This is a genomic window from Sinisalibacter lacisalsi, assembly GCF_014640115.1.
Lineage (GTDB): Bacteria > Pseudomonadota > Alphaproteobacteria > Rhodobacterales > Rhodobacteraceae > Sinisalibacter > Sinisalibacter lacisalsi.
In genome coordinates this window covers 907,022-928,812 of sequence record NZ_BMGI01000001.1, presented here as the reverse complement: position 1 = coordinate 928,812, position 21,791 = coordinate 907,022, and the positions used below count along the sequence as shown (strand labels likewise).

Here is a 21,791-nt window from a genome sequence, read left to right as displayed (position 1 = left end):
GGCCTGAGCCTTCCAAACGGTCGCGCGCCGGCGGCGGAGCCACAACCCCAGGGTGATTCTCCCAAGAGCGGAGGTCATGCTACCCGGCGGGCACGGCCGATCAGCGGCCTAGCCTTGCGAAAACCCCGCTCGGGTGGCGGACGCCCAGATGATCTGGCGCACGAAGAATTCCGCCGACCCATGCGATATTCTGGCAAAAACCTGCCGATTTGCCCAGAATATCGAGTCATGGGCTGCTTTTGCTGCTTTTTGGCCCCATTCCCGACAAAGTTATCCCTCACTAAGACCTCGTGAAAAAACTTGCGGGGTCCAAGACCAAGATCAGCAAGAACAAGAACCACTACAGGAAAACACGCATGATTCTGAGATCCATTGCCCGCCCGCTTGGCGGGGCAAAGCCGCGCTCTACCCTTATCTCCCCCAAGACCACGACCGCCGAGGGCGAGCAGAGCATGGTGCAACCGAAGGTCTTCGCCCTGTTCATGGCCGTCGCCCTTCAGCTTCTCCCGACCGCAACGGCGGCCCAGGCGACGGTGACCTGCGAGGGCGACTGGCAGCGCGCGCGCCTCACCAGCTACGAGAGCTACCCGGAACCGGGGAGCGAGGAATGCACCAAGTACAACGGCTGCAAATGGGAGGGGTTGTTCGCCGGGGTCAACGGCAAGAAATCGGAGAGCTGGGTCGCGCAGCGCAACATCGCGGCTGTCCACCAGAAGCACTGGAACCAGTTTCGGGGAAAGATGCTTCGGTTGCGCCAAGGTGCCCGTGAAATCGTCGTCCAGGTGCTCGACCTTTGCTCCGATGCCGATTGCAACGGCTGTTGCACGAACAACCTCGGCGGCGACGGCTACCTCATCGACATCGAGAAATACACGATGTCGCGGTTCGGCAGCGGATCGGGCGTGGTGGAGTTCCAGGTCTGCGGCTGACCGGCGAAATCCCGGCCTGATCTCACGGCCGTGGAGATAGACGCGTAGGAAACGGGCGGCACGCCGATGCCGCCCTTTTTTTTCTTGCCCGGACCCCGTTTGGCCGCAGCCCGCGGGCCATGGCCCGGCTACTCGGCCGGTGAGGCTTCATGGTCGGGCGGGGCGGGAAAGAGCCGCGAGGCCCGGCGTCCGAGGCTGTCGGTGTAGGTCAGCAAGACGGGCACGACCACCAGCGTCAGCAGCGAAGACGAGATCAGCCCGCCGATCACCGCGTGCGCCATCGAGGTGTTCTGCCCGGTGCCGCCATGCAGGTTCAGCGCCAGCGGCAGCATGCCGAAGATCATCGCCAGCGTCGTCATCACGATCGGGCGGAAGCGGGTCCGGCCGGCGAGCACGAGGGCCTCGTAGAGGTTTTCACCTTCGCGCACGTGCTGGTTGGCGTTGTCGACGAGCAGGATGGCGTTTTTCGTCACCAGCCCCATCAGCATGATGAAGCCGATGATCGAGAAGATGTTGAGCGTCGAGCCGAAGGCCAGGAGGCCCAGCGCCACGCCGATCAACGCCAGCGGCAGCGACGACATGATCGCGAAGGGCTGCAGGAAAGAGCCGAACTGCGAAGCGAGCACGAGGTAGATGAAGATCACCGCCAGCGCCAGCGCCGCCGCGGCCGCCATCATCGAATCGGCGAGTTGCTCGGTCTCGCCGCCGGTGCCGATACGGTAACCCAACGGCAGATCAAGGCTCGCCTTGGCCTCTTCCAGCGCGGCGTTCACGTCGCCGAGCTTCACTCCGTCGAGGCTGGCGCTGACCCGCACCGAACGGTCGCGGTCTTCGCGGTTGATCTCGCCCGGCCCCTCGGACGGGACGATCTCGGCGACTTGGTCGAGGCGGATCACCCCGCCGCGCGATTGCGCCAGCGGCATCGCGCCAAGCACGGCAGCGTCGGAGCGCTCCGCCGCGGGTAGACGCAGCACCACGTTGAGCGTTTCGCCTTGTGGCGAGGTCCATTCCGAAACGGTCTGGCCACCGAGCATCGGCTTGAGCGTGTCGCCCACAAGCTGGAGCGAGACGCCGAGATCGGAGGCGGCCTCGCGGTCGATCCGGATACCGAGGGTAGGCTGCGGATCATCCAGCGTGGTGGACACATCGGCAAGCCCGGGGATCGCGACGAGGCTCGCCTTGAGATCCGCCGCGAGACGTTCGAGCACATCGAGGTCGGGGCCGTAGATCCGAAGTTCCACCGGCTGGCTCGCGGGGCCCATGCCGCTGGAGGCGCCGACGATGAAATCGGCTCCACCGACGGATTGCAGCACTTCGCGCGCCACGCCGGTCAGTTCATTCGGCGTCCGGCTGCGCTCATCCGCCGGCACCAGCAGCGCGATGATCGTGGCGTTGTTGTCGCCGCTGGTGGTGCCGGAATTGACCGTGGCGTAGGTGCCTGCGATCTCGGGGATTTCGCGGCGCAAAAGCGCATCGACCTGCGTGATCTTCGCGGCCGTGCGATCAAGCGAGGTGCCCACCGGCAGCGACATGTCGACCTGGAACTCGCCGGTGTCGGCGGGCGGCACGAATTCGGCCCCCACCTTGGTGAACACCCCGATCCCGCCGGCAAAGGCGAGGAAGGCGACGAGGATCGTCGTCTTGCGAAACTTCAGCGCCCGCCGCAGGAGCCCGCCGTAACATTTGCCGAGCCAGACGAAGAAATCATCGAACCGCGCGACGGCCCGCCCGAGCGGCCCGCGCTTCACCTTCGGGTCGACCGACGGGTCATACCAGACCGACGACAGCATCGGGTCGAGCGTGAAGGAAACGAAGAGCGAGATCAAAACGGCCACCGAGACGGTGACGCCGAATTGCAGGAAGAAGCGCCCGAGGATGCCCTCCATGAAGGCCACGGGCAGGAACACCGCGACGATGGAGAGCGTGGTGGCCAGCACCGCCAGGCCGATCTCGTTGGTGCCGTCCAGCGCCGCCTGCTTGTGACTCTTGCCCATGTGCAGATGGCGCATGATGTTTTCGCGCACCACGATGGCGTCGTCGATCAGGATACCGACGGCGAGCGAGAGCGCCATCAGGCTCATCATGTTGAGGGTGAAGCCGAGGAAATAGATCGCCGTCATTGTGCCGATGATCGAGATCGGCAGGGTCAGCCCGGTAATCACCGTCGAGCGCCACGAGTTGAGGAACAGAAAGACGATGAAGGTGGCGAGGATCGCGCCCTCCACGATCATGCTCTGCACCGAGTGGAAGCTGTCGATCACCGGCTTGGCGTTGTCGCGCAGGATCTCGATCTTGATGTCGGCGAAGGCATCGTCGGCCTGCATCGCCGCGACCTCTTCGAGCACCGACTCGGCCACCGCGACGGTATTCGCTCCTTGCGTCTTCACCACGTCGATCGCCAGCGCGTGTTCGCCGTCGAGCATGGCCAGCGATGCGGCTTCCGCGAGCCGGACCTCGATCCCGGCGATGTCGCCAAGCCGGATCGGCTGGCCGGCGCGGCGGGTGACGATGATATCCTCGAAATCGCGAAGCGTGGCGAGCCGGCCCTCGACCTGCACCGACGTGGTGGCGCCGTCGCCGGTGATCGCGCCGGCAGGCAGATCCTGGTTCTCGGCAGCGACCGCGCCGAGCGCCTCGGACACCCCCACCGACAGAGCGGTGAGCCGGTCGGGGTCGATGTCGATCTGCACCTCGGCCGCGCGGCCGCCGACGACGGAGGCCCGGCCCACGCCCTTGATGTTGGCGATGCGCTTGGCGATCACGTCTTCGGTCACCGTGGTGAGTTGGCCCACGTCGAGCCGGTCGGAGCTGATCCCCACCGACATCACAGGCAGCTCGCCAGGGTCGAAGCGCAGGATCTGCGGGTCGCCCGCGTTGTCGGGCAGCAGCGCCTGGACCTGGGCGATCTTGTCGCGCACCTCCTGCGCCGCATCGGCGGATTTGACCTCCAGATCGAAGATTATCAGCACCAGCGACGAACCGGTGCGGGCCACGGATTCGATCGAGTCGATCCCCGCCAGCGTGGCGACGGCCTCTTCGACCGGCTTGATGATATCGTTCTCCACCGCCTCTGGCGTGGCGCCGGGGTAGGAGGTGACAACCGCGACCACCGGAAAATCGACATCGGGCAATTGCTCGATCGGCAGGCGCATATAGGAGAACGCGCCGATCACCACCATGGCGATCATCACCATGGTGGCAAAGACGGGCTGGGCGACGGAAATCCGGGTGAGGATCATTGCCCGCCCTCCAGCAGCTCGACCTTGTCACCGGGCCGCAGCGCGGGCATTGGCTCGGTCACCACCACGTCGCCGGGCTCAAGGCCGGAAATGATCTCGACCAGCGCGCCCGAATCCCAGGTCCGCCCCGGCTCGACGGCGCGACGCATTGCCGTATCCGCCTCGATCACCAGCACATGCGCGCCCTCGGCGTCGCGCCGCAGCGCGCCCACCGGCAGGCCGATCGCCCCCTCGTGCTCCTCGAGCACGATCTGCCCCGATGCGAACATGCCGCCGCGCAACTCGCCGGTGACGTTTTCGAGCGACACGAAAACCGGCAGCATCCGGCTGCCTTCGATCGCCACCGGGCTCAGCCTCTCGACACGGCCGCGAAACAGCCGGTCGCCGAAGCCCTCGACCCGGATATCGACCGCGAGCCCGGGCGTGAGCACCGGCGCATAGGCTACTGGCGCCGTCGCCTCCACCTCGAGCGCGGCCAGGTCGACGAGCGTGACCAGCGGCGTGCCGGTGGCGGCGAACTGGCCGGGATCGACGGCGCGGTCCGAGATCACCCCGTCGAAGGGCGCGATGACGGTGGCGCGGTCGCGGGCGCGCTCGGCGTTGGCGACAAGCGTTTCCTGCGCCGCGAGCGTGGCGGTGAGCTGGTCGAGCGTGGAGCGGGCCCGGTCGAGCGTGTTCTGCGGCTGGAGCCCGCGCTCCACGAGGTTCTGCGTGCGCTCGAAGTCGGTCCGCGCCTGTTCGAGCTGCACCCGGGTGGCCTCGGCGTTGGCGCGGGTCTGGTCAAGCTGGCTGTCCAGCGCCTCGGCGTCGAACTTCACCAGCAGATCGCCCTGCGCCACGGCGTCACCCGCGCGCACCGCAACGGTATCGACCCGGGCCGAAACTTCCGACGACAGATGCGCGCGGCGCACCGGCGAAAGCGACCCGGTGATGCGCAGGGTTTCGGTCAGCGTGACCGGGGCAACCTCGGTCACCTCGAAGGCCGCGAGTTGCACGATCGCGGCCCGCGCGGCCCGCGCCTCGGCTTCCGCCTGCGCCTGTGCCTCGGCCGCCTCGCGGGCCGCCTGCATCTCTTCGAGCGTGCCGCTCTGGACCAGCCAGCCGCCTGCGCCGCCGATCAGCGCGAGCACCAGCACGATCCACGGCCAGCGACGGCGCTTTTTCGGGGCGCGCCCGGCTGCGATCCGTTCGGCGACGTCGCGTTCGCGCCGGCTCATGGCCCAATCGGGTTTGGGGGCTTCGTTGTTCATCGGGGATCATCCCTGTCGGTTGCGGCGAGGTCGGGGTCTTCGGCCAGCTTTGCGGTCCAGTCGTCGATGAAATCGGCGGTCTTGCGATAGAATTCGGCGAAGCGGGTCACCCGCTCGCGCGCGCCGGCGTGGCTCTCGGGAAAGCCCGCGCCGATCTCGGTCATGGTGTCGGCATGGGCACGGAAGCGCTCGCCCAGCGCGCGGATCACCGCGAGGTTGGGAAAGTCGAGCGCCTCGTAGGCGTCCTGCCGCTGGCCCATGGGCGAAACGCGGCGGACCGAGCCCTTGAGTTCGAGCAGGCGGGCATTGGTGCTGGCGGAGGCTTTGGAGATCTTCAGCGCCTCGGTCATCTGCGCCAGCGTGCGCGGCTCGCCCTCGACGATGAGATAGCCAAGGATCTGGCCGGCGATGCGCGGCCCACCCTCGGCCTGCGTCATCAGGCCCATCTGTTCGATGAAGTTTTCTGTCGGCGATGTCATGCGCGGCGACATAAGCGCCTTGTTCGGCGTGTTCAATAAGGATTGAACAGTTTGAACGAACTTCCCCCGCGTCAGCGTCCGAAAGTCGCCTTGGCGCGGGGCGCGGGGCGCGTTATCCGTCCCGAACCGACAAAAAGGTGCGCGCCCATGCAAGCAATGCCCCTGCCCCTCACCCGCGACCTCGTGCTCATCGGCGGCGGCCATGCCCATGCGCTGGTGCTGCGGATGTGGGGGATGAAGCCGCTCGCCGGCACCCGCGTGACGCTGATCAACCCTGGCCCGACAGCGCCCTACTCGGGCATGCTGCCCGGCCATATCGCCGGGCATTACAGCCGCGAGGCGCTCGATATCGACCTTGTGCAGCTTGCCCGCTTCGCCGGGGCGCGGCTGGTGATCGGTTCGGCCACGCGGGTCGATCCGGTGGCGAAGGTCGTCACCGTCGAGGGCCATGGCGAGATCGGCTACGATGTCGCCTCGATCGACGTGGGCATCCACACCGAGATGCCCGACCTGCCCGGCTTCGCCGCCCATGGCACCGGCGCCAAGCCGCTCGACACCTACGCCGCGCGCTGGCGCGCCTTCCTCGCCCGCGCCGCCGCTGGCGAGTTCGCGCCCGAGGTGGCGGTGATCGGCGGCGGCGTGGCCGGGGTGGAACTGGCGCTGGCCATGGCCCACGCCTTGCGCCGCGAGGTTGGCGGCGCGGCCCGTGTGAGCGTGATCGAAGCCGGCCCCCAGATCACCGGGCGCAACCCCGGCACGACGCGGCGCCTGCAAGCCGCGCTCGACGATCTCGGCGTCGCGGTGCTGACCGGGGCAAAGGTCGCGCACGTCGGGGCCGAGGGCGTGGTGCTGGCCGACGGCGCCCACGTGCGCGCGCGCTTCACCGTCGGCGTGGCCGGGGCGATGGCGCATCCGTGGGTCGCGCAAAGCCCGCTGCCGGTGACGGAGGACGGCTTCATCCGGGTCGACAGCCACCTGCGCGTGGAAGGCCACTGGGATCTCTTCGCCGTGGGCGATTGCGCCCACATGACCCACGCGCCGCGCCCCAAGGCCGGGGTGTATGCCGTCCGCTCCGGCCCGGTGCTGCTCGACAACCTGCGCGCCGTACTCTCGGGCGGCAAGACCCGCGCCTACCACCCGCAAGGCGACTATCTCAAGCTGGTCTCGCTGGGCGGCAAGGTGGCGCTCGCCGAGAAATGGGGGCGGACGCTTTCCGGACCGCTTCTGTGGCGCTGGAAAGACCGCATCGACCGCAAGTTCATGCGGATGTTCCAGGATCTGCCGAAGATGCCCCCGGCGCCGCTGCCCCGGCCGGTGACCGAGGGCGTGGCTGAGGAACTGAAGGGCGCGCACAAGCCGCTCTGCGCGGGCTGCGGCTCCAAGGTGGGGCCGGGCACGCTCGGCGAAGCCCTCGCCGGCCTGACCGCGCTCGGGCGGGCCGATGTGCTCACCGGCCCCGGCGACGATGCCGCGGTGCTCGAGATCGGCGGTGTGCGGCAGGTCGTCACCACCGACCATCTGCGCGCCTTCACCGCCGACCCGGCTCTGCTCGCCCGGATCACGGCCGTTCACGCGCTCGGCGACATCTGGGCGATGGGAGCCAGGCCGCAGGCGGCGCTGGCCAGCGTGATCCTGCCGCGCATGGCCGAGCCGCTGCAGGCGCGCAGCATGACCGAGATCATGCGCGCGGCGCGCGAGGTGTTCCACGCCGAAGGGGCCGAGATCGTCGGCGGCCATTCCACCATGGGCGCGGAAATGACGCTGGGCTTCACCATTACCGGCCTCGTCGACGGCGCCCCGATCACCAACGGGGGTGGACAGCCGGGCGACGCCCTGATCCTCACCCGCCCCCTCGGCAGCGGCACGATCCTTGCCGCCGAGATGCTGGGCGCGGCCAACGGGCGGGACGTCGCCGGGATGCTGGCGACGATGGCGCGCCCGCAGGGCGACGCGGCCCGGCTGCTCGCCGGGGCGCGCGCGATGACCGACGTGACCGGCTTTGGCCTCGCGGGCCACCTCATGGCGATCTGTCACGCCTCGGGCGTGTCGGCGGAGATCGACCTTGCCGCCCTGCCGCTCTATCCCGGCGCGCTGGACCTGGCCGAGGCCGGGCACCGCTCGTCGATCTGGGAAGCCAACCGCGCCGCCGCGCCGGTCGAAAGCGCCGAGGGCGCGCGCGCCAGCCTGCTGCACGATCCGCAAACGGCGGGCGGGCTGCTCGCCGCCGTCGACGCGGGCGAAGCCGAAGGATTGGTGGCGGCCCTGGTCGCGGCCGGGCACGACGCCGCGGTGATCGGTCGCCTCGGCGCCGACGCGCCGGGGATCATCTGCCGCTAGGCTCGCGCCGCAGCCGGTCCGCCGGAACGAAAAACGCGGGCCCGAGGGGCCCGCGTCGATGCAATCGAGATGATCGGGAAGATCAGTCTTCTTCTTCGCCAATCACTTCGGTTTCGATCTCTTCGTCGGTCTCTTCGTCCGAGCCGCGCAGGCCCGAGGGCGCCGAGATGTTGGCGATCACGAAATCACGCTCGATCGTCGGCTTCGCGCCGGCCGGCAGTTCAACATCCGAGATATGGATGACGTCACCCACATCGCGCCCGGCAAGGTCGACCACGATCTTCTCGGGAATGTCGCCCGCGACGACGTTCAGCTCGACTTCCGGACGCACCACCACGAGCACGCCGCCCTTCTTGATCCCGGGCGCGGTCTCTTCGTTCTCGAACTCGACGTGGATGAAGAGGTTGATCCGCGTGGTGCGGTGCAGGCGGATGAAATCGACATGCGTCGGCAGGTCTTTCACCACGTCGCGCTGAACGCTGCGGCAGATCACGCGCACGTCGTCGTGGCCGTCGACCTTGAGGTTGAACAGCGTCGAGAGGAAGCGGCCTTCCTTGAGCCGTTTCAACAGCACGTTGAAGGGAACTTCGATCGGCAGCGGATCAATGCCGCCGCCGTAAACGATGCCCGGTACGTTGCCTTCGCGGCGAGATTGACGAGCGGCCCCCTTGCCTGTCCCCGTCCGTACCGTGGCGTGGAAATCTGGGATTTCGCGAGCCATGGGTATTCTCCAATTCTTCAGGTTCGCGGCCGTTCCTCCAAGGGTGCAACAGCCGCACGAGAGGCGCGCTATAGACCACAACCAGAGACTTGGAAAGCGCTAATTGCGCGCGGTCGGCCCGGAGGCGCTTGCAGCGGCGGGCGGGCGGGGTTAGCGGTGGCGCCGGATCGGTCCGGGGCGAAGGAGGCGGCAATGTCGGTGGTCGAGGCAGCGCGGACAACCCGAGCGCCGATGCTCACGCTGGCGGCGGTGGGGGTCAACTGGGGCGGGCTCGCCGGGTTGATTCCCGATATCAAGGCCGCCGTCGGCGCCTCCGACGCGGAACTGGGCGCGGCGCTGATCGCGCCCGCCGTGGGTTCGATGATCGCGCTCGCCTTCGCACCGCGCTTCGGCCGCGCGCTCGGCAACCTCGCGCTGCCACTGGCGGGCCTCGGCATCGCGCTCGCCGTGCTCACCCCGCTCACCGCCTCCTCCCCGGTCACGCTCGCCTTCGCGCTGTTCTTCACCGGCGCCGCCGTGGCACTGGCCGACATGACCGCCAACGTGCGCATCGCCCAGCTCGAAGCGCGCCGCCGGATGCATCTGCAAAGCGTCAACCACGCCGCCTTTTCCCTCGCCTTCGGCCTCACCGCGCTCGGCGTGGCCTTCGCCCGCAAGGCTGGATTCGGCCCGGCGGAGGTGCTGCCGGTGCTCTCGGTTCTGGCGCTCGGGGCGGTGCTCGTCGCCTGGGAACGGGTCGACCTGCCGCCGATGGACGACCCCGAAGACGCCGCCCGGGGCGCAGTGCCGCCGCTCGCCGTGGTGCTGCTCGGCGGGCTGATCCTGTTTGCAGGCTTCATCGGCGAGAACGCCACCGAGGCGTGGTCGGCGCTGCATATCGAGCGCACGCTGGGCGGCGCGCCCGGCGAGGGCAGCTTCGGCCCCGCCGTGCTCGGGCTGGTGATGTTCGCGGGCCGGCTTGGCGGGCAGGTCGTGGCGGCACGGATCGGCGAGCTCCGGCTCATCCTCACCTCGGCGGTGCTGGGCATGATCGGCGCGGTGATCGTCGCCGCCGCCCCGACCAAGCTGGTGGTCATCCTCGGCGTCGGCGTGCTCGGCCTCGGCATGGCGGTGATCGTGCCGGCGACGAACTCGATCATCGGGCGGATGGTCTCCGACAAGGCCCGCCCGCTGGCGATCTCGCGGGCCTGGATGGCGGGGCTCCTGGGCTTCTTCGTCGGCCCCTCGATGATGGGCGGACTGGCCGAGATCTGGAGCCTGCGGGTCTCCTTCGCGGCGGTGGCCGTCATCGTCGCGCTGATCGTGCCGACGGTGCTGGCGCTGACGCGGCGCGGCTGACCGGCCCTTACGCCCCGGGGCTGTGCAGGTAGCCCTCGCGCGCAACCCTGTCCCACAACCGCGCCTCGTCGGGGCGCGCCGCGCGCACCGCCTCGCGCACCGCATCCGTCACCTCCACGGCACCGCCGGTCGAGACGTTCACCCGCTCGAACGACACCGCCCGGTTGAACCGGGCGTCGAGGAAGGCGGCGAGCAGATCCTGCCGGTCATACTGGAAGATATGCGTCACCAGCGGCCGGGTGCCCTCGCCCATCAGGAACCGGTCCTGTCGCCCGATGCCGGGAAAGCGCGGGTCGCCGCTCAACGCCGCCGCGACGAAATCGTCGAAGGAAATATCATGGGTGCTGTCCGGCCCCTCGGGCTGGGCCGGGCGTTGCAGGTAGCGATACCAGCTCACCAGCCGGTCGACCGGCTCGCGCATCACCGCGAAGGTTTCGACCTCCCCGCCCCAGAACTGCCGGATGAAGGCGCGCGGGCGGCCGTTGAACACACCGGCGTTCATGTGGCGCTTGCCCGGCGGGCGGCTGATCTGCATCGCCGCGAGATCGCCCAGCGCCGAGACCACCGCCGAGGAACCGGTTTTCGGCACCTCGAGGAAGACGAGCTTCTGGGCGTGGAAATAGAGCATCAGTCCCAGTCGCCCGAGAAGCCGCGCGGCACGCGCAGGATATCGCGGGTCACTTGCGTGATATCGCGATGACCACAGAAGGCCATCGACTTGTCGAGCTCGGTATGGATCACCTCGAGCGCCTTCGTCACCCCGGCCTCGCCCATCGCCCCGAGCGCGTAGATATAGGCCCGCCCGATCATCGTGCCCCTGGCGCCCATCGCCACCGCCTTGAGCACGTCCTGCCCCGAGCGGATACCGCTGTCGAGCCAGACTTCGATCTTGTCGCCGACGGCGTCGAGCACCGGTTCCAGCGCGCGGATCGAGGAAACCGCGCCATCGAGTTGCCGCCCGCCGTGGTTCGACACCACGATCGCGTCGGCACCGATCTTCGCCGCCATCACCGCGTCCTCGGGCTCCATGATGCCCTTGAGGATCAGCTTGCCGCCCCACATGTCGCGGATCGCCTCGATCTTCGACCAGTCGAGCCGGGGATCGAACTGCTCCGCCGTCCAGGCCATCAGGTTCGACGGATCACTGACCCCCTCGACATGGCCGACGATATTGCCGAACGCGCGGCGCTTCGTGCCCAGCATGCCCAGCCCCCAGCGCCACTTGGTCGAGAGGTTGATCATGTTGGCCAGCGTCGGCTTCGGCGGGGCGGAGAGGCCGTTCTTGATATCCTTGTGGCGCTGGCCGAGCATCTGCAGATCGAGCGTCACCACCAGCGCCGAAACGCCCGCGTCCTTGGCGCGCTGGATGATCCGGCGCAGGAAATCCTCGTCGCGCATCACGTAGAGCTGGAACCAGAACGGCTTCTCGGTGTGCTCGGCCACGTCCTCGATCGAACAGATCGACATCGTGGTGAGGGTGAAGGGCACGCCGAACTTCTCGGCCGCGCGGGCGGCCTTGATCTCGCCATCGGCGTGCTGCATACCTGTCAGCCCCACCGGCGCCAGCGCCACCGGCATCGCCACCTCCTGCCCGATCATCGTGCTGCGCGTCGAGCGGTTCGTCATGTCGACCGCCACCCGCTGACGCAGCCGGATCTGCGAGAAGTCGGAGGTGTTTTCGCGGAAGGTCTGCTCGGTCCAGCTCCCCGTCTCGCAATAATCATAGAACATCTTCGGCACGCGGCGGCGATAGATGCGGTGCAGATCGTCGATATTGGTGATGACGGGCATGTGCTTCTCCTTGACACGCCGGTTTTGCCAAGCGGCGTGCGGCGGCGCAAGCGAAACGGGCTTGCGGGCGGCACGCGATTGCCACAGTCTCGCGCCGTTCGAAAAAGGGAAACCGATGACACCGATCCTGATGGGAACGCTCGGCGGGGTCGTCGCCGCGCTCGCCACCGCGCTGGGCGCGCTGCCGGCGGTCTTCGGCAAGCGGATGAACCAGCAGTGGACCGACACCACCCTCGGCTTCGCGGCCGGGGTGATGCTCTCGGCCTCCTTCTTCTCGCTGATCCTGCCGGGGATCGACGTGGCGGAGGAGATCTATGGCTCGCTGCCGATCGCGGCGGCGGTGGCCGGGTTCGGCATCGCGCTCGGCGCCACCTTCGTCTGGGGGCTCGACAAGGCGCTGCCGCACGAGCATTTCAAGACCGGGCGCGAGGGCGCCGACGCGGGCCGGATCGCGCGGATCTGGCTGTTCGTGATCGCCATCACCATTCACAACATTCCCGAGGGCCTTTCGATCGGCGTCGCCTTCGGCACCGGCAATGCCCCGCAGGGGCTTTCGGTGATGACCGGGATCTCGCTGCAGGACGTTCCAGAAGGGCTGGCCGTGGCCGTTGCCCTGATCGGGCTCGGATACTCGCGCCTTAAGGCCTTCCTTGTCACCGCGTTGAGCGGACTGGTGGAGGCGGCGGGCGGTTTCGTCGGCGCGGCGGCGGTCAGCGTGTCGTCGCAACTCCTGCCTTGGGGGCTGACCTTCTCGGCCGGCGCGATGCTCTATATCATTTCACACGAGATCGTGCCCGAGACGCACCGCAACGGCCACCAGGACAGCGCCACCGTGGGCCTGCTCGCCGGGCTGATCCTGATGATGTTTCTCGACGTGGTGCTGGCAGGATGACGCAGAGATATTTCGAAGACCTTCCCGTCGGCTTTTGCTTCAGCACCGGGTCCCGCGCGCTGACGCGCGAGGAAGTGGTGGATTTCGCCCGCGACTGGGACCCGCAGGAGTTCCACCTCGACGAGGATGCCGCCCGGGCCAGCCATTTCGGGGCGCTGATCGCGAGCGGCTGGCAGACGCTGCTGGTGGCCTTCAACCTGTCGATGGCGGCGGGCATCTGGGACGAGGCCTCGATGGGCGCCTCGGGGATGGACGAGGTGCGCTGGTTCAAGCCGGTATTCCCCGGCGACGCGATCCACGTGGAGGCGGAAGTGGTAACCGCCGAGCGTTCGCGCTCGCGGCCCGACCGGGGGCGCGTGCGCATCCGCCATGACGTGGTCAACCAGCACGGCGAGAAGGTGGCGAGCTATATCGGCAACCACCTGATCAAGGCGCGGGCGTAACGCGCGGCTCAGGCCCGGTGTGCGCCCTCGGCGAGACCACGCACGAAATCGAGCACCTCGGCGGGGGATTTTCCCTTGCCGATCAGGTCGACAATGGCCGATCCCACCACGACGCCATCGGCAACACTCGCGATTTCCTCGGCGGCGCCCGGCGTCTTGATCCCGAAGCCGACGATCACCGGCAGATCGGTATGCGCCTTGATCCGCGCCACCTCGGGGCGCACGTCGCCCGCCTGCGCCTCGGCGGCGCCGGTGATGCCGGTGATCGAGACGTAGTAGAGAAAGCCGGAGGTGTTGGTGAGCACCTTGGGCAGGCGCTTGTCGTCGGTGGTGGGCGTGGCGAGGCGGATGAAGTTGAGCCCGGCCTTCTGCGCCGGGATGCACAGCTCGTCGTCTTCCTCCGGCGGCAGATCGACGATGATCAGCCCGTCGATGCCGGCGGCGCTGGCATCTTCGAGGAACTTGTCGACGCCGCGATTATAGATCGGGTTGTAGTAGCCCATCAGCACGATCGGGGTGGTATCGTCGGCCTCGCGGAAGGCGGCGGCCATGTCGAGCGTCTTCTGCAGGGTCTGCCCCGCCTCGAGCGCGCGCTGGCCGGCAAGCTGGATCGTCGGCCCGTCGGCCATCGGGTCGGTGAAGGGGATGCCAAGCTCGATCACGTCGACACCGGCCGCGGGCAGGCCGCGCAGCACCTCCATCGAGCTGTCGAAATCGGGATCGCCCGCCATGATGTAGGCGACAAAGGCCTTTTTTTCCTCGGCCCTGAGCTGGGCGAACTTGGCGTCGATGCGAGTCATTGCGGTATCCCTTCCGTCGGTCTCCAGCGGTTTGCGACAGGGGCGCGGGAAAATCAAGCGGCGCGCGCGCTGGCGGGTGTCGGAAGGGGGCTCTGCCCCCTCGCCCGTTCCGGGCTCACCCCCGAGGTATTTGTGGACCCAAGAAGCGCAGGGGGCTTGTTGCTAAGCCCTGCCAATCCGCATAGAAGGCGCCGAACCAATGCGAGGAGAGCGAGATGGGCTTCAAGGTCGGGATCGTGGGGCTGCCCAACGTGGGGAAATCGACCCTGTTCAACGCGCTGACGCGGACCGCCGCCGCGCAGGCCGCGAACTTCCCGTTCTGCACCATCGAACCCAACGTGGGCGAGGTGGCGATGCCGGATCCGCGGCTGGACCGGCTGGCCGAGATCGCCGGCTCGAAGGAGATCGTGCCGACGCGGATGACCTTCGTCGACATCGCCGGTCTGGTGAAGGGCGCTTCCAAGGGCGAGGGGCTCGGCAACCAGTTTCTCGCCAACATCCGCGAGACGGACGCCATCGCCCACGTGCTGCGCTGCTTCGAGGACGGTGACGTGACCCATGTCGAGGGCCGGGTCGATCCGGTGGCCGATGCCGAGGTGATCGAGACCGAGCTGATGATCGCCGACATGGAGAGCATCGAGAAGCGGCTGCAGAACCTCGTGCGCAAGGTGCGCGGCGGCGACAAGGAGGCGATCCAGCAGGAGCGGCTTCTGAAATCCGCGCTCGAGGCGCTGGAGGCGGGGCGCCCGGCGCGCAGCGTCGAGGTGGCCGAGGATGACCGCAAGGCGTGGCGCGCGCTCCAGCTCATCACCACCAAGAAGGTGCTCTACGTCTGCAACGTCGGCGAAGACGAGGCCGCCACCGGGAACCAGCATTCCGCCAAGGTCGAGCGGCTGGCCGCGGAACAGGGCGCCGGCGTGGTGGTGATCTCGGCCCGGATCGAGGAGGAAATCAGCCAGCTCGACCCCGAGGAGCAGGCGGTGTTCCTCGAGGAACTGGGGCTCGCCGAGGCCGGGCTCGACCGGCTGATCAAGGCCGGCTACAAGCTCTTGCACCTCGAGACCTTCTTCACCGTCGGCCCCAAGGAAGCCCGGGCCTGGACGATCCGCGAGGGCACCCGCGCGCCGCAGGCCGCCGGCGTGATCCACGGCGATTTCGAGCGGGGCTTCATCCGCGCCGAAACCATCGCCTACGACGATTTCGTTGCCTGCGGCGGCGAACAGGGCGCGAAAGAGGCGGGCAAGATGCGCGCCGAGGGCAAGAGCTACGTCGTGCAGGACGGCGACGTGATGCATTTCCTGCATTCCAACTGAACCCGGCACCGGACCGGCCACTGGACGGACCTTTTTGCAAAGGCTAGAAGCTGTGTTTGCAAAGGGAGGCGCCGATGGCCACGCAAAAGCTCTATGCCGGGGTGAAGCTGCGCGAAACGCGGGCGCGGCTCGGGCTGACGCAAAAGGCCTTCGCCGAAAAGCTCGGCGTCAGCCTGCCCTATCTCAACCAGATGGAGAACAACAACCGCCCGGTCTCGACCGGCGTGGTGCTGGCGCTGGCGCAGGAATTCGGCTTCGACGTGGCCGAGCTTTCGACCGGCGATGCCGAGCGGATCGTCACCGACATGCGCGAGGCGCTGGCCGACCCGGTCTTCGCCGACGCCACGCCGCCGGTGGCCGACCTGAGGCTTGTTGCCTCGAACGCGCCCGCGCTGGCGCGCGCCTTTCTCGAACTGCACCGCGCCTATGCCCAGGGCCGCGAGCAACTCGCCTCGCTCGACGAGGCACTGGGGCGTGACGGCGCGCGGGTGCAGGCGAGCCCATGGGAGGAGGTGCGCGACTTCTTCCATTACTGCGACAACTACATCGACGCGGTCGACCGCGCCGCCGAACACTTCGTGCGCGCGGGCGACCCGCAGGCGGCCGCCGTCGCGGCACTCGGCGGCCTCGGCATAAGCGTCGAGGTGACACAATCGCACCGCGTGCGCGGGCTCGACCGCGAGGCCGGGCGGCTGGCGCTGTCAACCTATTCGCCGCCCTCGACCAGGCGCTTTCAATTGCTGCACCAGGTCGCGTTGCTGACCCAGGACGACCTGCTCGAGGCGACGCTCGATCTCGCCCGGTTCCAGTCGGACGAGGCGCGCAGCATCGCGAAGATCGGGCTGGCCAATTACTTTGCCGGCGCGGCGCTCCTGCCCTACGCCCGCTTCCTCGACGCCGCGCGCGACACCCGCCACGATCTCGAACGCCTCGCCGATCTGTTCGGCGCTTCGATCGAGCAGGTGGCGCACCGGCTGAGCACGATGCAGCGCCCGGGCGCGAAGGGCATCCCGTTCTTCTTCGTCCGCGTCGACCAGGCCGGCACGATCACCAAGCGCCATTCCGCCACGCGGCTGCAATTCGCCCGCTTCGGCGGGGCCTGCCCGCTGTGGAACGTCCACCGCGCCTTCGAAACGCCGACGCGCTTTCTGCGCCAGCTCGCGCAGACGCCGGACGGCGTGCGCTATATCTCGCTCGCGCGCGACGTGTCGAAAACCGGTGGCAGCTTCGCCGCGCCGACCCGGCGTTTCGCCATCGCGCTGGGCTGCGAGGTGAAGCACGCCGAGCACCTCGTCTATGCCGACGATCTCGACATCACCAACGCCGCCGCCTTCGAGCCGATCGGCATTTCCTGCCGGATCTGCGAGCGCGCCGATTGCCATCAGCGTTCGGTGCCGCCGCTCGAACGCAAGCTGCGGATCGACCCCGACGCGCGGGGCGTTCTGCCCTACGAGGTAGACCGCTAACACGCGCTTTACGCCTGCGCCGTTCACTCCTAGTCTTGGAAAAAACACCTCAGGGAGAGACAAGATGGAACTGTCCGGCAGCCGCGTCATCGCGGCCGACCGCGCCACGATCTGGGCGCATCTCAATTCCGCCGACACGCTGCGCGCCTGCATTCCCGGCTGCGAGGAGCTCACCGGCAGCCCCGAGGACGGGTTCGAGGCGGTGGTGAAGCAGAAGGTCGGCCCGGTGAAAGCCACCTTCAAGGGCGCGGTGACGCTTGCGGATATCGTCGAGCTGGAGAGCTACACCATCTCGGGCGAAGGCAAGGGCGGCGTGGCCGGTTTCGCCAAGGGCGTGGCCAAGGTCTGGCTCGAAGACACCGACGGCGGGGTCGAATTGTTCTATGATGTCGACGCCAAGGTGGGCGGCAAGCTGGCCCAGCTCGGCAACCGGATCATCCACGGTTTCGCGCGCAAGATGGTCGATGCCTTCTTCGAGCAATTCCAGGCCGAGGTGGAAGGCACCGGTGACGAGGATGAAACCGCCAGCCAGCCCGGCTGAACGCGAACCGGCCCCGCGCCGGGAAGGTGCGGGGCCGGTGATCTGCTGCGGGCATTCCGTCAGGCGGTGAGCGCCTTGTAGATCTCGTCCTTGAGGTGCGCGCGCTCCTTTTTCATTTCTTCCTCGTGGAAATGGTCGGTTGGGCGTTCGAGCGTCTCGGCTTCGAGCACCTTGCGGTTGACCTCGTGGTAGTCGTCATAGAGCTTCGCGAAAGCGCCGTCGTTGGCCCGCAAGGCCTCCATTTTCTCGGCGTATTCGGGGAACTCTTCAGGCAGTTCGTGCGGCATATCGGTCATCGGCTGGATCCTCCATTTCTTCAGGTTGCCCCCAGCCTAGGGCGCCGGACTCACCCCGCCCTTGACCCCGATCAAACCGCGCCCGGGTTTGGCCGCTTTCCCCCGGCCCGGCGCTCTACCTCTGCGCGGTTTGCCATGCCTTGTGGATCCAGGGCGCGCGCTCGTCGCGCGGCAGCGGTGCGCGGCCGAGGATAAGGTCGGCCGCCTTCTCGCCCACGAGGATCGAGGGGGCGTTGGTGTTGCCGTTGGTGACGCGCGGAAAGACCGAGCTGTCGGCCACGCGCAGCCCCTCGACCCCGATCACCTGGCATTCGGGGTCGACAACCGCCATCGGATCGTCCGCCGCCCCCATCCGCGCCGTGCCGCAGGGGTGGTAGGCGCTTTCGGCGTGTTCGCGGATGAAGGCGTCGAGGGCCGCGTCGTCCTGCGCGGCGGCGCCGGGCTGGATCTCGTGGCGCACATGTTCGGCCATCGCGGGTTGGGCGAATATCTCGCGGGTGAGCCGCAACACGCGGCGAAAATCGCGCCAGTCCTCTTCGCGGCTCATGTAGTTGAAACGGATCACCGGCGGGGCGCCGGGATCGGCCGAGCGCAGGGTGACGGCGCCGCGCGAGGGCGAACGCATCGGCCCGGTGTGCACCTGGAAACCGTGACCCTCGGCGGCGGCTCTGCCATCGTAACGCACCGCGATGGGCAGGAAGTGAAACTGGATGTCGGGGTAGTCCACCCCCGCCGCGGAACGGACGAAGCCGCAGCTCTCAAACTGGTTCGACGCGCCGTGGCCGGTTCTGGTGAACAGCCATTGCGCCCCGATCAGCGCCTTGCCGACGAGGTTCCAGTAGCGAAAGAGCGTGATCGGCTTCCTGGCGGCGAACTGGATGTAGACCTCGAGGTGATCCTGCAGGTTCTGCCCTACGCCGGGGCGGTCGGCCCGAACCTCGATCCCGTGTTCGGCAAGATGCGCGGCGGGGCCGATGCCCGAGAGCATCAGAAGCTTGGGCGTGTTGATCGACGAGGCCGAAAGCACCACCTCGCGGCCTGCGCGGATCGTCTCGACCTTGCCACGGCGGGCGATCTCCACCCCCACGGCGCGCCCGTCCTCGAACACCACGCGCCGCGCATGGCCGTGCACGAGGCGCACCCGCCCGGTTTTCAGCGCGGGCCGCAGGTAGGCGTTGGCGGTCGACCAGCGCCGGCCCTTCCACACGCTCATGTCGAAGGCGCCGAAACCCTCCTGCTGCTGGCCGTTGTAATCCTCGGTAACCGGGTAGCCCGCCTGCCGCCCGGCCTCGACGAAGGCATGGAACAGCGGGTTCCACTGCCGCGCCCGGCGGATGTGCATCGGCCCGCTATCGCCGCGCCAATCGGAGGCCTGCGGCCCATGCCAATGCTCGATCCGGCGGAAATAGGGCAGAACGTCGGCATAAGCCCAGCCGCGCGCGCCCTGCTCGGCCCAGTGATCATAGTCGCGGGCGTGGCCGCGCACCCAGACCATGCCGTTGACGGAGGACGAGCCGCCGATCACCTTGCCGCGCGGCACCACGAGGCGGCGGTTGTTCAACTGCGGCTCCGGCTCGCTCTCGAAGCCCCAGTCGTAACGCTTCATGTTCATCGGGTAGGAGAGGGCGGCGGGCATCTGAATGAAGGGGCCCCAGTCGGTGCCGCCCGCCTCGATCACCGTGACGGTGCGCCCGGCCTCGGCCAGCCGGAAGGCGAGCGCCGCACCTGCGCTGCCCGAGCCGACGACAACGTAGTCACTCGGCATCTACCCCGCCCCGCGATCCGCCTGTTTCAACGCCGCTCCAGGACGCGGGACCAACGCGCCGCGCGCGCGGCGCGGCCGCCCCGGCGCGCGCCGGGGCACCCCCCGCACCCGGCCGGGCATGGGCTTTGGCCACCGCTTCAGAACGGCGCGTCGACATCGCCCATCCTCACATAGACCGATTTCAGCGCGGAATAATGCTCGATCGCGGCATGGCCGTTCTCGCGCCCCACGCCCGACATCTTGGTGCCGCCGAAGGGAACCTCGACCGGCGCGTCGTTGTAGGAGTTGATCCAGCAGGTGCCCGCCTCGAAGCCCGCCGCCACGCGGTGCGCGCGCTGGATATCGCGGGTGAACACCCCCGCCGCGAGGCCGTATTCGGTGGCGTTGGCGCGGGCCATGGCCTCTTCCTCGGTGTCGAAATCGAGCACACACATCACCGGGCCGAAGATCTCCTCGCGCGCGATCACCATGTCGTCGGCGACGTCGGCAAAAACCGTGGGCTCGACGAAGAAGCCCGGCCGGTCGGCGCGCTGGCCGCCGGTGACGAGCCGCGCACCCTCCTCGACCCCCTTGGCGACATAGTTCAGCACGATATTCATCTGGCCTTCGCTCACCATCGGGCCGAAGTTGGTGGCCTCGTCGAGCGGATCGCCCATCACCGCGCCGCTCAGCCGTTCGGCCAGACGGGCAAGGAAGGCCTCCTTGATCCCGCGTTGCACGAAAACGCGCGTGCCGTTGGTGCAGATCTGCCCCGACGAGTAGAAATTGCCCAGGATCGCGCCGGACACGGCGTTGTCGAGGTCGGCGTCGTCGAACACCAGCATCGGGGACTTGCCGCCAAGCTCCATGGTGACGTGCTTCATCTCCGCCGCCGCGGCAGCATAGACCTTCTGCCCGGTGGGCACCGAGCCGGTGAGCGAGACCTTGGCGACGCGCGGGTCGGTCACCAGCGCGGCGCCCACTTCGCCCGCGCCCTGCACCACGTTGAACACCCCCGGCGGCAGCCCGGCCTCGGTCAGGATCTCGGCCAGCTTCAGGGTGGAAAGCGGCGTGGTCTCGGAGGGTTTGAACACCATGGCGTTGCCCACCGCGAGCGCGGGCGCGGCCTTCCAGCAGGCGATCTGGGTGGGATAGTTCCACGCCCCGATCCCGACGCAGACACCAAGCGGCTCGCGCCGCGTGTAGGCCCAATCGCCGTTCGCGAGCGGGATATGCTCGCCGGTGAGGCCGGCGGCGAGGCCGCCGAAATACTCCAGCGCGTCGGCCCCGGAGGTGGCATCGGCGACGAGGGTTTCCTGCAGGGGCTTGCCGGTGTCGAGGGTTTCGAGCTCCGAAAGCGCGCGATTGCGCTCGCGGATGATGTCGGCGGCGCGGCGCAGGATGCGGCCGCGCTCCATCCCGCTCATCGCCGCCCATGCCGGCTGCGCCGCCTTCGCGCTTGCCAGCGCGCGCTCGACGAGCGCCGGGGTGGCTTCGTGCAGGGTGGCGATCCGGTCTCCGGTGGCGGGGTAGATCACCGCCATCTCGGCCCCGGCGGGATCCTCAGCATAGGCGCCGTCGATGAAATGGCTGGCCTGGGGTTGGGCATCGTGGGTCATCTTGCAATCTCCAGCATACGGTCGAGCACCGCCGCCACGCGCGCCTCCGCGCGCTGGCCGTCCGGCCCCGCGTCGAGGGCCTGGCGGATGTAGAGCCCGTCGATCAGGGCGGCGAGGGTTTCGGCGTGGTCGGCGGCGGCCTCGCCGACGAGGGGGCGAAGGGCGTGCACGAGGTTCGAGCGCAGGCGGCGGTGATAGACGTTGAGCAGCCGCCGCGCAGCCGCGTTGCCCTGGGCGTGAACGTAGAAATTGAGCCAGGCGGCGATCACCGCGGGCTCGAAATTGTCGGCCGCGAAGGAAGCGTGCAGGATCGCGGCGATCCGCGCGCGCGGCGTGGTGGCCCCGGCGAGGGCGGCACGCACCCCCCTGCCGTAGGTGGCGAGGATATGGCGCATGGCGGCGACGAGCAGATCTTCCTTCGCGCCGAAATAGTGATGCGCCAGCGCCGACGACACGCCCGCGCGCCGCGCGATCCGGCTCACCGTCACGTCGAGCGAGCCCACTTCACCGATCTCGGCAATCGTGGCTTTTACCAGCGCCGCGCGGCGTATAGGCTCCATTCCAAGTTTCGGCATCGCGAGTCCTTCGTTGAC

Annotated in this window: 19 protein-coding genes; 8 read left to right on the top strand and 11 right to left on the bottom strand. The window is 68.3% G+C overall.

Translation table 11 applies throughout. The features are described 5' to 3' along the window. The first annotated feature begins 356 nt into the window (after window positions 1–356). Entirely contained in the window at window positions 357–929 is a 573-nt protein-coding gene (locus IEW01_RS04670) for a hypothetical protein (RefSeq protein WP_188526414.1), read from the top strand. Between the two features lie 128 nt (window positions 930–1,057). Here the strand turns inward: IEW01_RS04670 and IEW01_RS04665 are convergent, their stop codons facing one another. Genes IEW01_RS04665 through IEW01_RS04655 form a run of 3 tightly spaced genes read right to left on the bottom strand, consistent with a single transcriptional unit; the run spans window position 1,058 to window position 5,897 of the window. After that, on the bottom strand, window positions 1,058–4,168 hold the full coding sequence (locus IEW01_RS04665) for an efflux RND transporter permease subunit (RefSeq protein WP_188526413.1): 3,111 nt from the start codon (window positions 4,166–4,168) through the stop codon (window positions 1,058–1,060). Continuing rightward, the gene (locus IEW01_RS04660) at window positions 4,165–5,418 is read right to left on the bottom strand and encodes an efflux RND transporter periplasmic adaptor subunit (protein ID WP_188526412.1); all 1,254 of its coding nucleotides are present in this window, start codon (window positions 5,416–5,418) and stop codon (window positions 4,165–4,167) included. Before IEW01_RS04660 ends, IEW01_RS04665 begins: the two co-directional genes overlap by 4 nt. After that, window positions 5,415–5,897, bottom strand: coding sequence for a GbsR/MarR family transcriptional regulator (locus tag IEW01_RS04655; RefSeq protein ID WP_188526411.1), 483 nt, complete (start codon window positions 5,895–5,897; stop codon window positions 5,415–5,417). Before IEW01_RS04655 ends, IEW01_RS04660 begins: the two co-directional genes overlap by 4 nt. 147 nt (window positions 5,898–6,044) lie before the next feature. On the opposite strand from IEW01_RS04655, the gene selD reads away from it, so the two are divergent. Next, window positions 6,045–8,234: a selenide, water dikinase SelD gene (gene selD, locus IEW01_RS04650; protein ID WP_188526410.1), complete on the top strand. Its 2,190-nt coding sequence runs from the start codon at window positions 6,045–6,047 to the stop codon at window positions 8,232–8,234. A gap of 82 nt (window positions 8,235–8,316) precedes the next feature. Here the strand turns inward: selD and IEW01_RS04645 are convergent, their stop codons facing one another. Continuing rightward, window positions 8,317–8,955, bottom strand: a complete 639-nt coding sequence (locus IEW01_RS04645; RefSeq protein ID WP_188526409.1) for a 50S ribosomal protein L25/general stress protein Ctc — start codon at window positions 8,953–8,955, stop codon at window positions 8,317–8,319. A 192-nt stretch (window positions 8,956–9,147) separates the two neighbouring features. On the opposite strand from IEW01_RS04645, the gene IEW01_RS04640 reads away from it, so the two are divergent. Then, complete coding sequence (locus tag IEW01_RS04640; RefSeq protein WP_188526408.1) at window positions 9,148–10,293, top strand: MFS transporter; 1,146 nt, start codon at window positions 9,148–9,150, stop codon at window positions 10,291–10,293. Between the two features lie 7 nt (window positions 10,294–10,300). Here IEW01_RS04640 and IEW01_RS04635 read toward each other — a convergent pair whose 3' ends face one another. Continuing rightward, a complete protein-coding gene (locus IEW01_RS04635; protein ID WP_188526407.1) occupies window positions 10,301–10,921 on the bottom strand; it encodes a sulfotransferase family 2 domain-containing protein in 621 nt (206 codons plus the stop codon). Next, entirely contained in the window at window positions 10,921–12,084 is a 1,164-nt protein-coding gene (locus tag IEW01_RS04630) for an alpha-hydroxy acid oxidase (RefSeq protein WP_188526406.1), read from the bottom strand. The genes IEW01_RS04635 and IEW01_RS04630 overlap by 1 nt, the downstream gene beginning before the upstream one ends. A 115-nt stretch (window positions 12,085–12,199) precedes the next feature. Between IEW01_RS04630 and IEW01_RS04625 the strand changes: the two genes are divergently transcribed. Further along, window positions 12,200–12,976, top strand: coding sequence for a ZIP family metal transporter (locus tag IEW01_RS04625; protein ID WP_188526405.1), 777 nt, complete (start codon window positions 12,200–12,202; stop codon window positions 12,974–12,976). After that, window positions 12,973–13,419: a MaoC family dehydratase gene (locus IEW01_RS04620; RefSeq protein ID WP_188526404.1), complete on the top strand. Its 447-nt coding sequence runs from the start codon at window positions 12,973–12,975 to the stop codon at window positions 13,417–13,419. The genes IEW01_RS04625 and IEW01_RS04620 overlap by 4 nt, the downstream gene beginning before the upstream one ends. An 8-nt stretch (window positions 13,420–13,427) precedes the next feature. Here IEW01_RS04620 and trpA read toward each other — a convergent pair whose 3' ends face one another. Further along, window positions 13,428–14,219: a tryptophan synthase subunit alpha gene (trpA, locus tag IEW01_RS04615; RefSeq protein WP_188526403.1), complete on the bottom strand. Its 792-nt coding sequence runs from the start codon at window positions 14,217–14,219 to the stop codon at window positions 13,428–13,430. A 215-nt stretch (window positions 14,220–14,434) separates the two neighbouring features. Between trpA and ychF the strand changes: the two genes are divergently transcribed. From ychF to IEW01_RS04600, 3 genes are all read left to right on the top strand, one after another. Continuing rightward, window positions 14,435–15,532, top strand: a complete 1,098-nt coding sequence (ychF, locus tag IEW01_RS04610; RefSeq protein ID WP_188526402.1) for a redox-regulated ATPase YchF — start codon at window positions 14,435–14,437, stop codon at window positions 15,530–15,532. A 74-nt stretch (window positions 15,533–15,606) separates the two neighbouring features. Further along, window positions 15,607–16,998, top strand: coding sequence for a helix-turn-helix domain-containing protein (locus IEW01_RS04605; protein WP_188526401.1), 1,392 nt, complete (start codon window positions 15,607–15,609; stop codon window positions 16,996–16,998). 64 nt (window positions 16,999–17,062) lie between these two features. Next, a complete protein-coding gene (locus tag IEW01_RS04600; protein ID WP_188526400.1) occupies window positions 17,063–17,539 on the top strand; it encodes an SRPBCC family protein in 477 nt (158 codons plus the stop codon). Window positions 17,540–17,598: 59 nt separating this feature from the next. Here the strand turns inward: IEW01_RS04600 and IEW01_RS04595 are convergent, their stop codons facing one another. The 4 genes from IEW01_RS04595 to betI all read right to left on the bottom strand — a co-directional run bounded on the left by IEW01_RS04595 (window position 17,599) and on the right by betI (window position 21,773). Continuing rightward, window positions 17,599–17,835 carry an HP1242/YdcH family protein gene (locus IEW01_RS04595; RefSeq protein ID WP_188526399.1) on the bottom strand — a complete coding sequence of 79 codons (237 nt, stop codon included), beginning with the start codon at window positions 17,833–17,835 and terminating at the stop codon, window positions 17,599–17,601. Window positions 17,836–17,950: 115 nt separating this feature from the next. After that, complete coding sequence (gene betA / locus IEW01_RS04590) at window positions 17,951–19,600, bottom strand: choline dehydrogenase (RefSeq protein WP_188526398.1); 1,650 nt, start codon at window positions 19,598–19,600, stop codon at window positions 17,951–17,953. Window positions 19,601–19,737: 137 nt separating this feature from the next. Continuing rightward, window positions 19,738–21,198, bottom strand: coding sequence for a betaine-aldehyde dehydrogenase (gene betB, locus IEW01_RS04585; protein WP_188526397.1), 1,461 nt, complete (start codon window positions 21,196–21,198; stop codon window positions 19,738–19,740). Further along, window positions 21,195–21,773 carry a choline-binding transcriptional repressor BetI gene (betI, locus tag IEW01_RS04580; protein WP_188526396.1) on the bottom strand — a complete coding sequence of 193 codons (579 nt, stop codon included), beginning with the start codon at window positions 21,771–21,773 and terminating at the stop codon, window positions 21,195–21,197. Before betI ends, betB begins: the two co-directional genes overlap by 4 nt. Window positions 21,774–21,791: the final 18 nt, after the last annotated feature.

Coding starts and splice junctions, on each gene's coding strand:
- IEW01_RS04665 (WP_188526413.1), bottom strand. CDS start 4,168: ATGATCCTCACCCGGATTTCCGTCGCCCAGCCCGTCTTTGCCACCATG.
- IEW01_RS04605 (WP_188526401.1), top strand. CDS start 15,607: ATGGCCACGCAAAAGCTCTATGCCGGGGTGAAGCTGCGCGAAACGCGG.
- IEW01_RS04630 (WP_188526406.1), bottom strand. CDS start 12,084: ATGCCCGTCATCACCAATATCGACGATCTGCACCGCATCTATCGCCGC.
- betB (WP_188526397.1), bottom strand. CDS start 21,198: ATGACCCACGATGCCCAACCCCAGGCCAGCCATTTCATCGACGGCGCC.
- IEW01_RS04595 (WP_188526399.1), bottom strand. CDS start 17,835: ATGACCGATATGCCGCACGAACTGCCTGAAGAGTTCCCCGAATACGCC.
- IEW01_RS04640 (WP_188526408.1), top strand. CDS start 9,148: ATGTCGGTGGTCGAGGCAGCGCGGACAACCCGAGCGCCGATGCTCACG.
- IEW01_RS04625 (WP_188526405.1), top strand. CDS start 12,200: ATGACACCGATCCTGATGGGAACGCTCGGCGGGGTCGTCGCCGCGCTC.
- selD (WP_188526410.1), top strand. CDS start 6,045: ATGCAAGCAATGCCCCTGCCCCTCACCCGCGACCTCGTGCTCATCGGC.
- trpA (WP_188526403.1), bottom strand. CDS start 14,219: ATGACTCGCATCGACGCCAAGTTCGCCCAGCTCAGGGCCGAGGAAAAA.
- IEW01_RS04670 (WP_188526414.1), top strand. CDS start 357: ATGATTCTGAGATCCATTGCCCGCCCGCTTGGCGGGGCAAAGCCGCGC.
- IEW01_RS04635 (WP_188526407.1), bottom strand. CDS start 10,921: ATGCTCTATTTCCACGCCCAGAAGCTCGTCTTCCTCGAGGTGCCGAAA.
- ychF (WP_188526402.1), top strand. CDS start 14,435: ATGGGCTTCAAGGTCGGGATCGTGGGGCTGCCCAACGTGGGGAAATCG.
- IEW01_RS04660 (WP_188526412.1), bottom strand. CDS start 5,418: ATGAACAACGAAGCCCCCAAACCCGATTGGGCCATGAGCCGGCGCGAA.
- IEW01_RS04645 (WP_188526409.1), bottom strand. CDS start 8,955: ATGGCTCGCGAAATCCCAGATTTCCACGCCACGGTACGGACGGGGACA.
- IEW01_RS04655 (WP_188526411.1), bottom strand. CDS start 5,897: ATGACATCGCCGACAGAAAACTTCATCGAACAGATGGGCCTGATGACG.
- betA (WP_188526398.1), bottom strand. CDS start 19,600: ATGCCGAGTGACTACGTTGTCGTCGGCTCGGGCAGCGCAGGTGCGGCG.
- IEW01_RS04620 (WP_188526404.1), top strand. CDS start 12,973: ATGACGCAGAGATATTTCGAAGACCTTCCCGTCGGCTTTTGCTTCAGC.
- betI (WP_188526396.1), bottom strand. CDS start 21,773: ATGCCGAAACTTGGAATGGAGCCTATACGCCGCGCGGCGCTGGTAAAA.
- IEW01_RS04600 (WP_188526400.1), top strand. CDS start 17,063: ATGGAACTGTCCGGCAGCCGCGTCATCGCGGCCGACCGCGCCACGATC.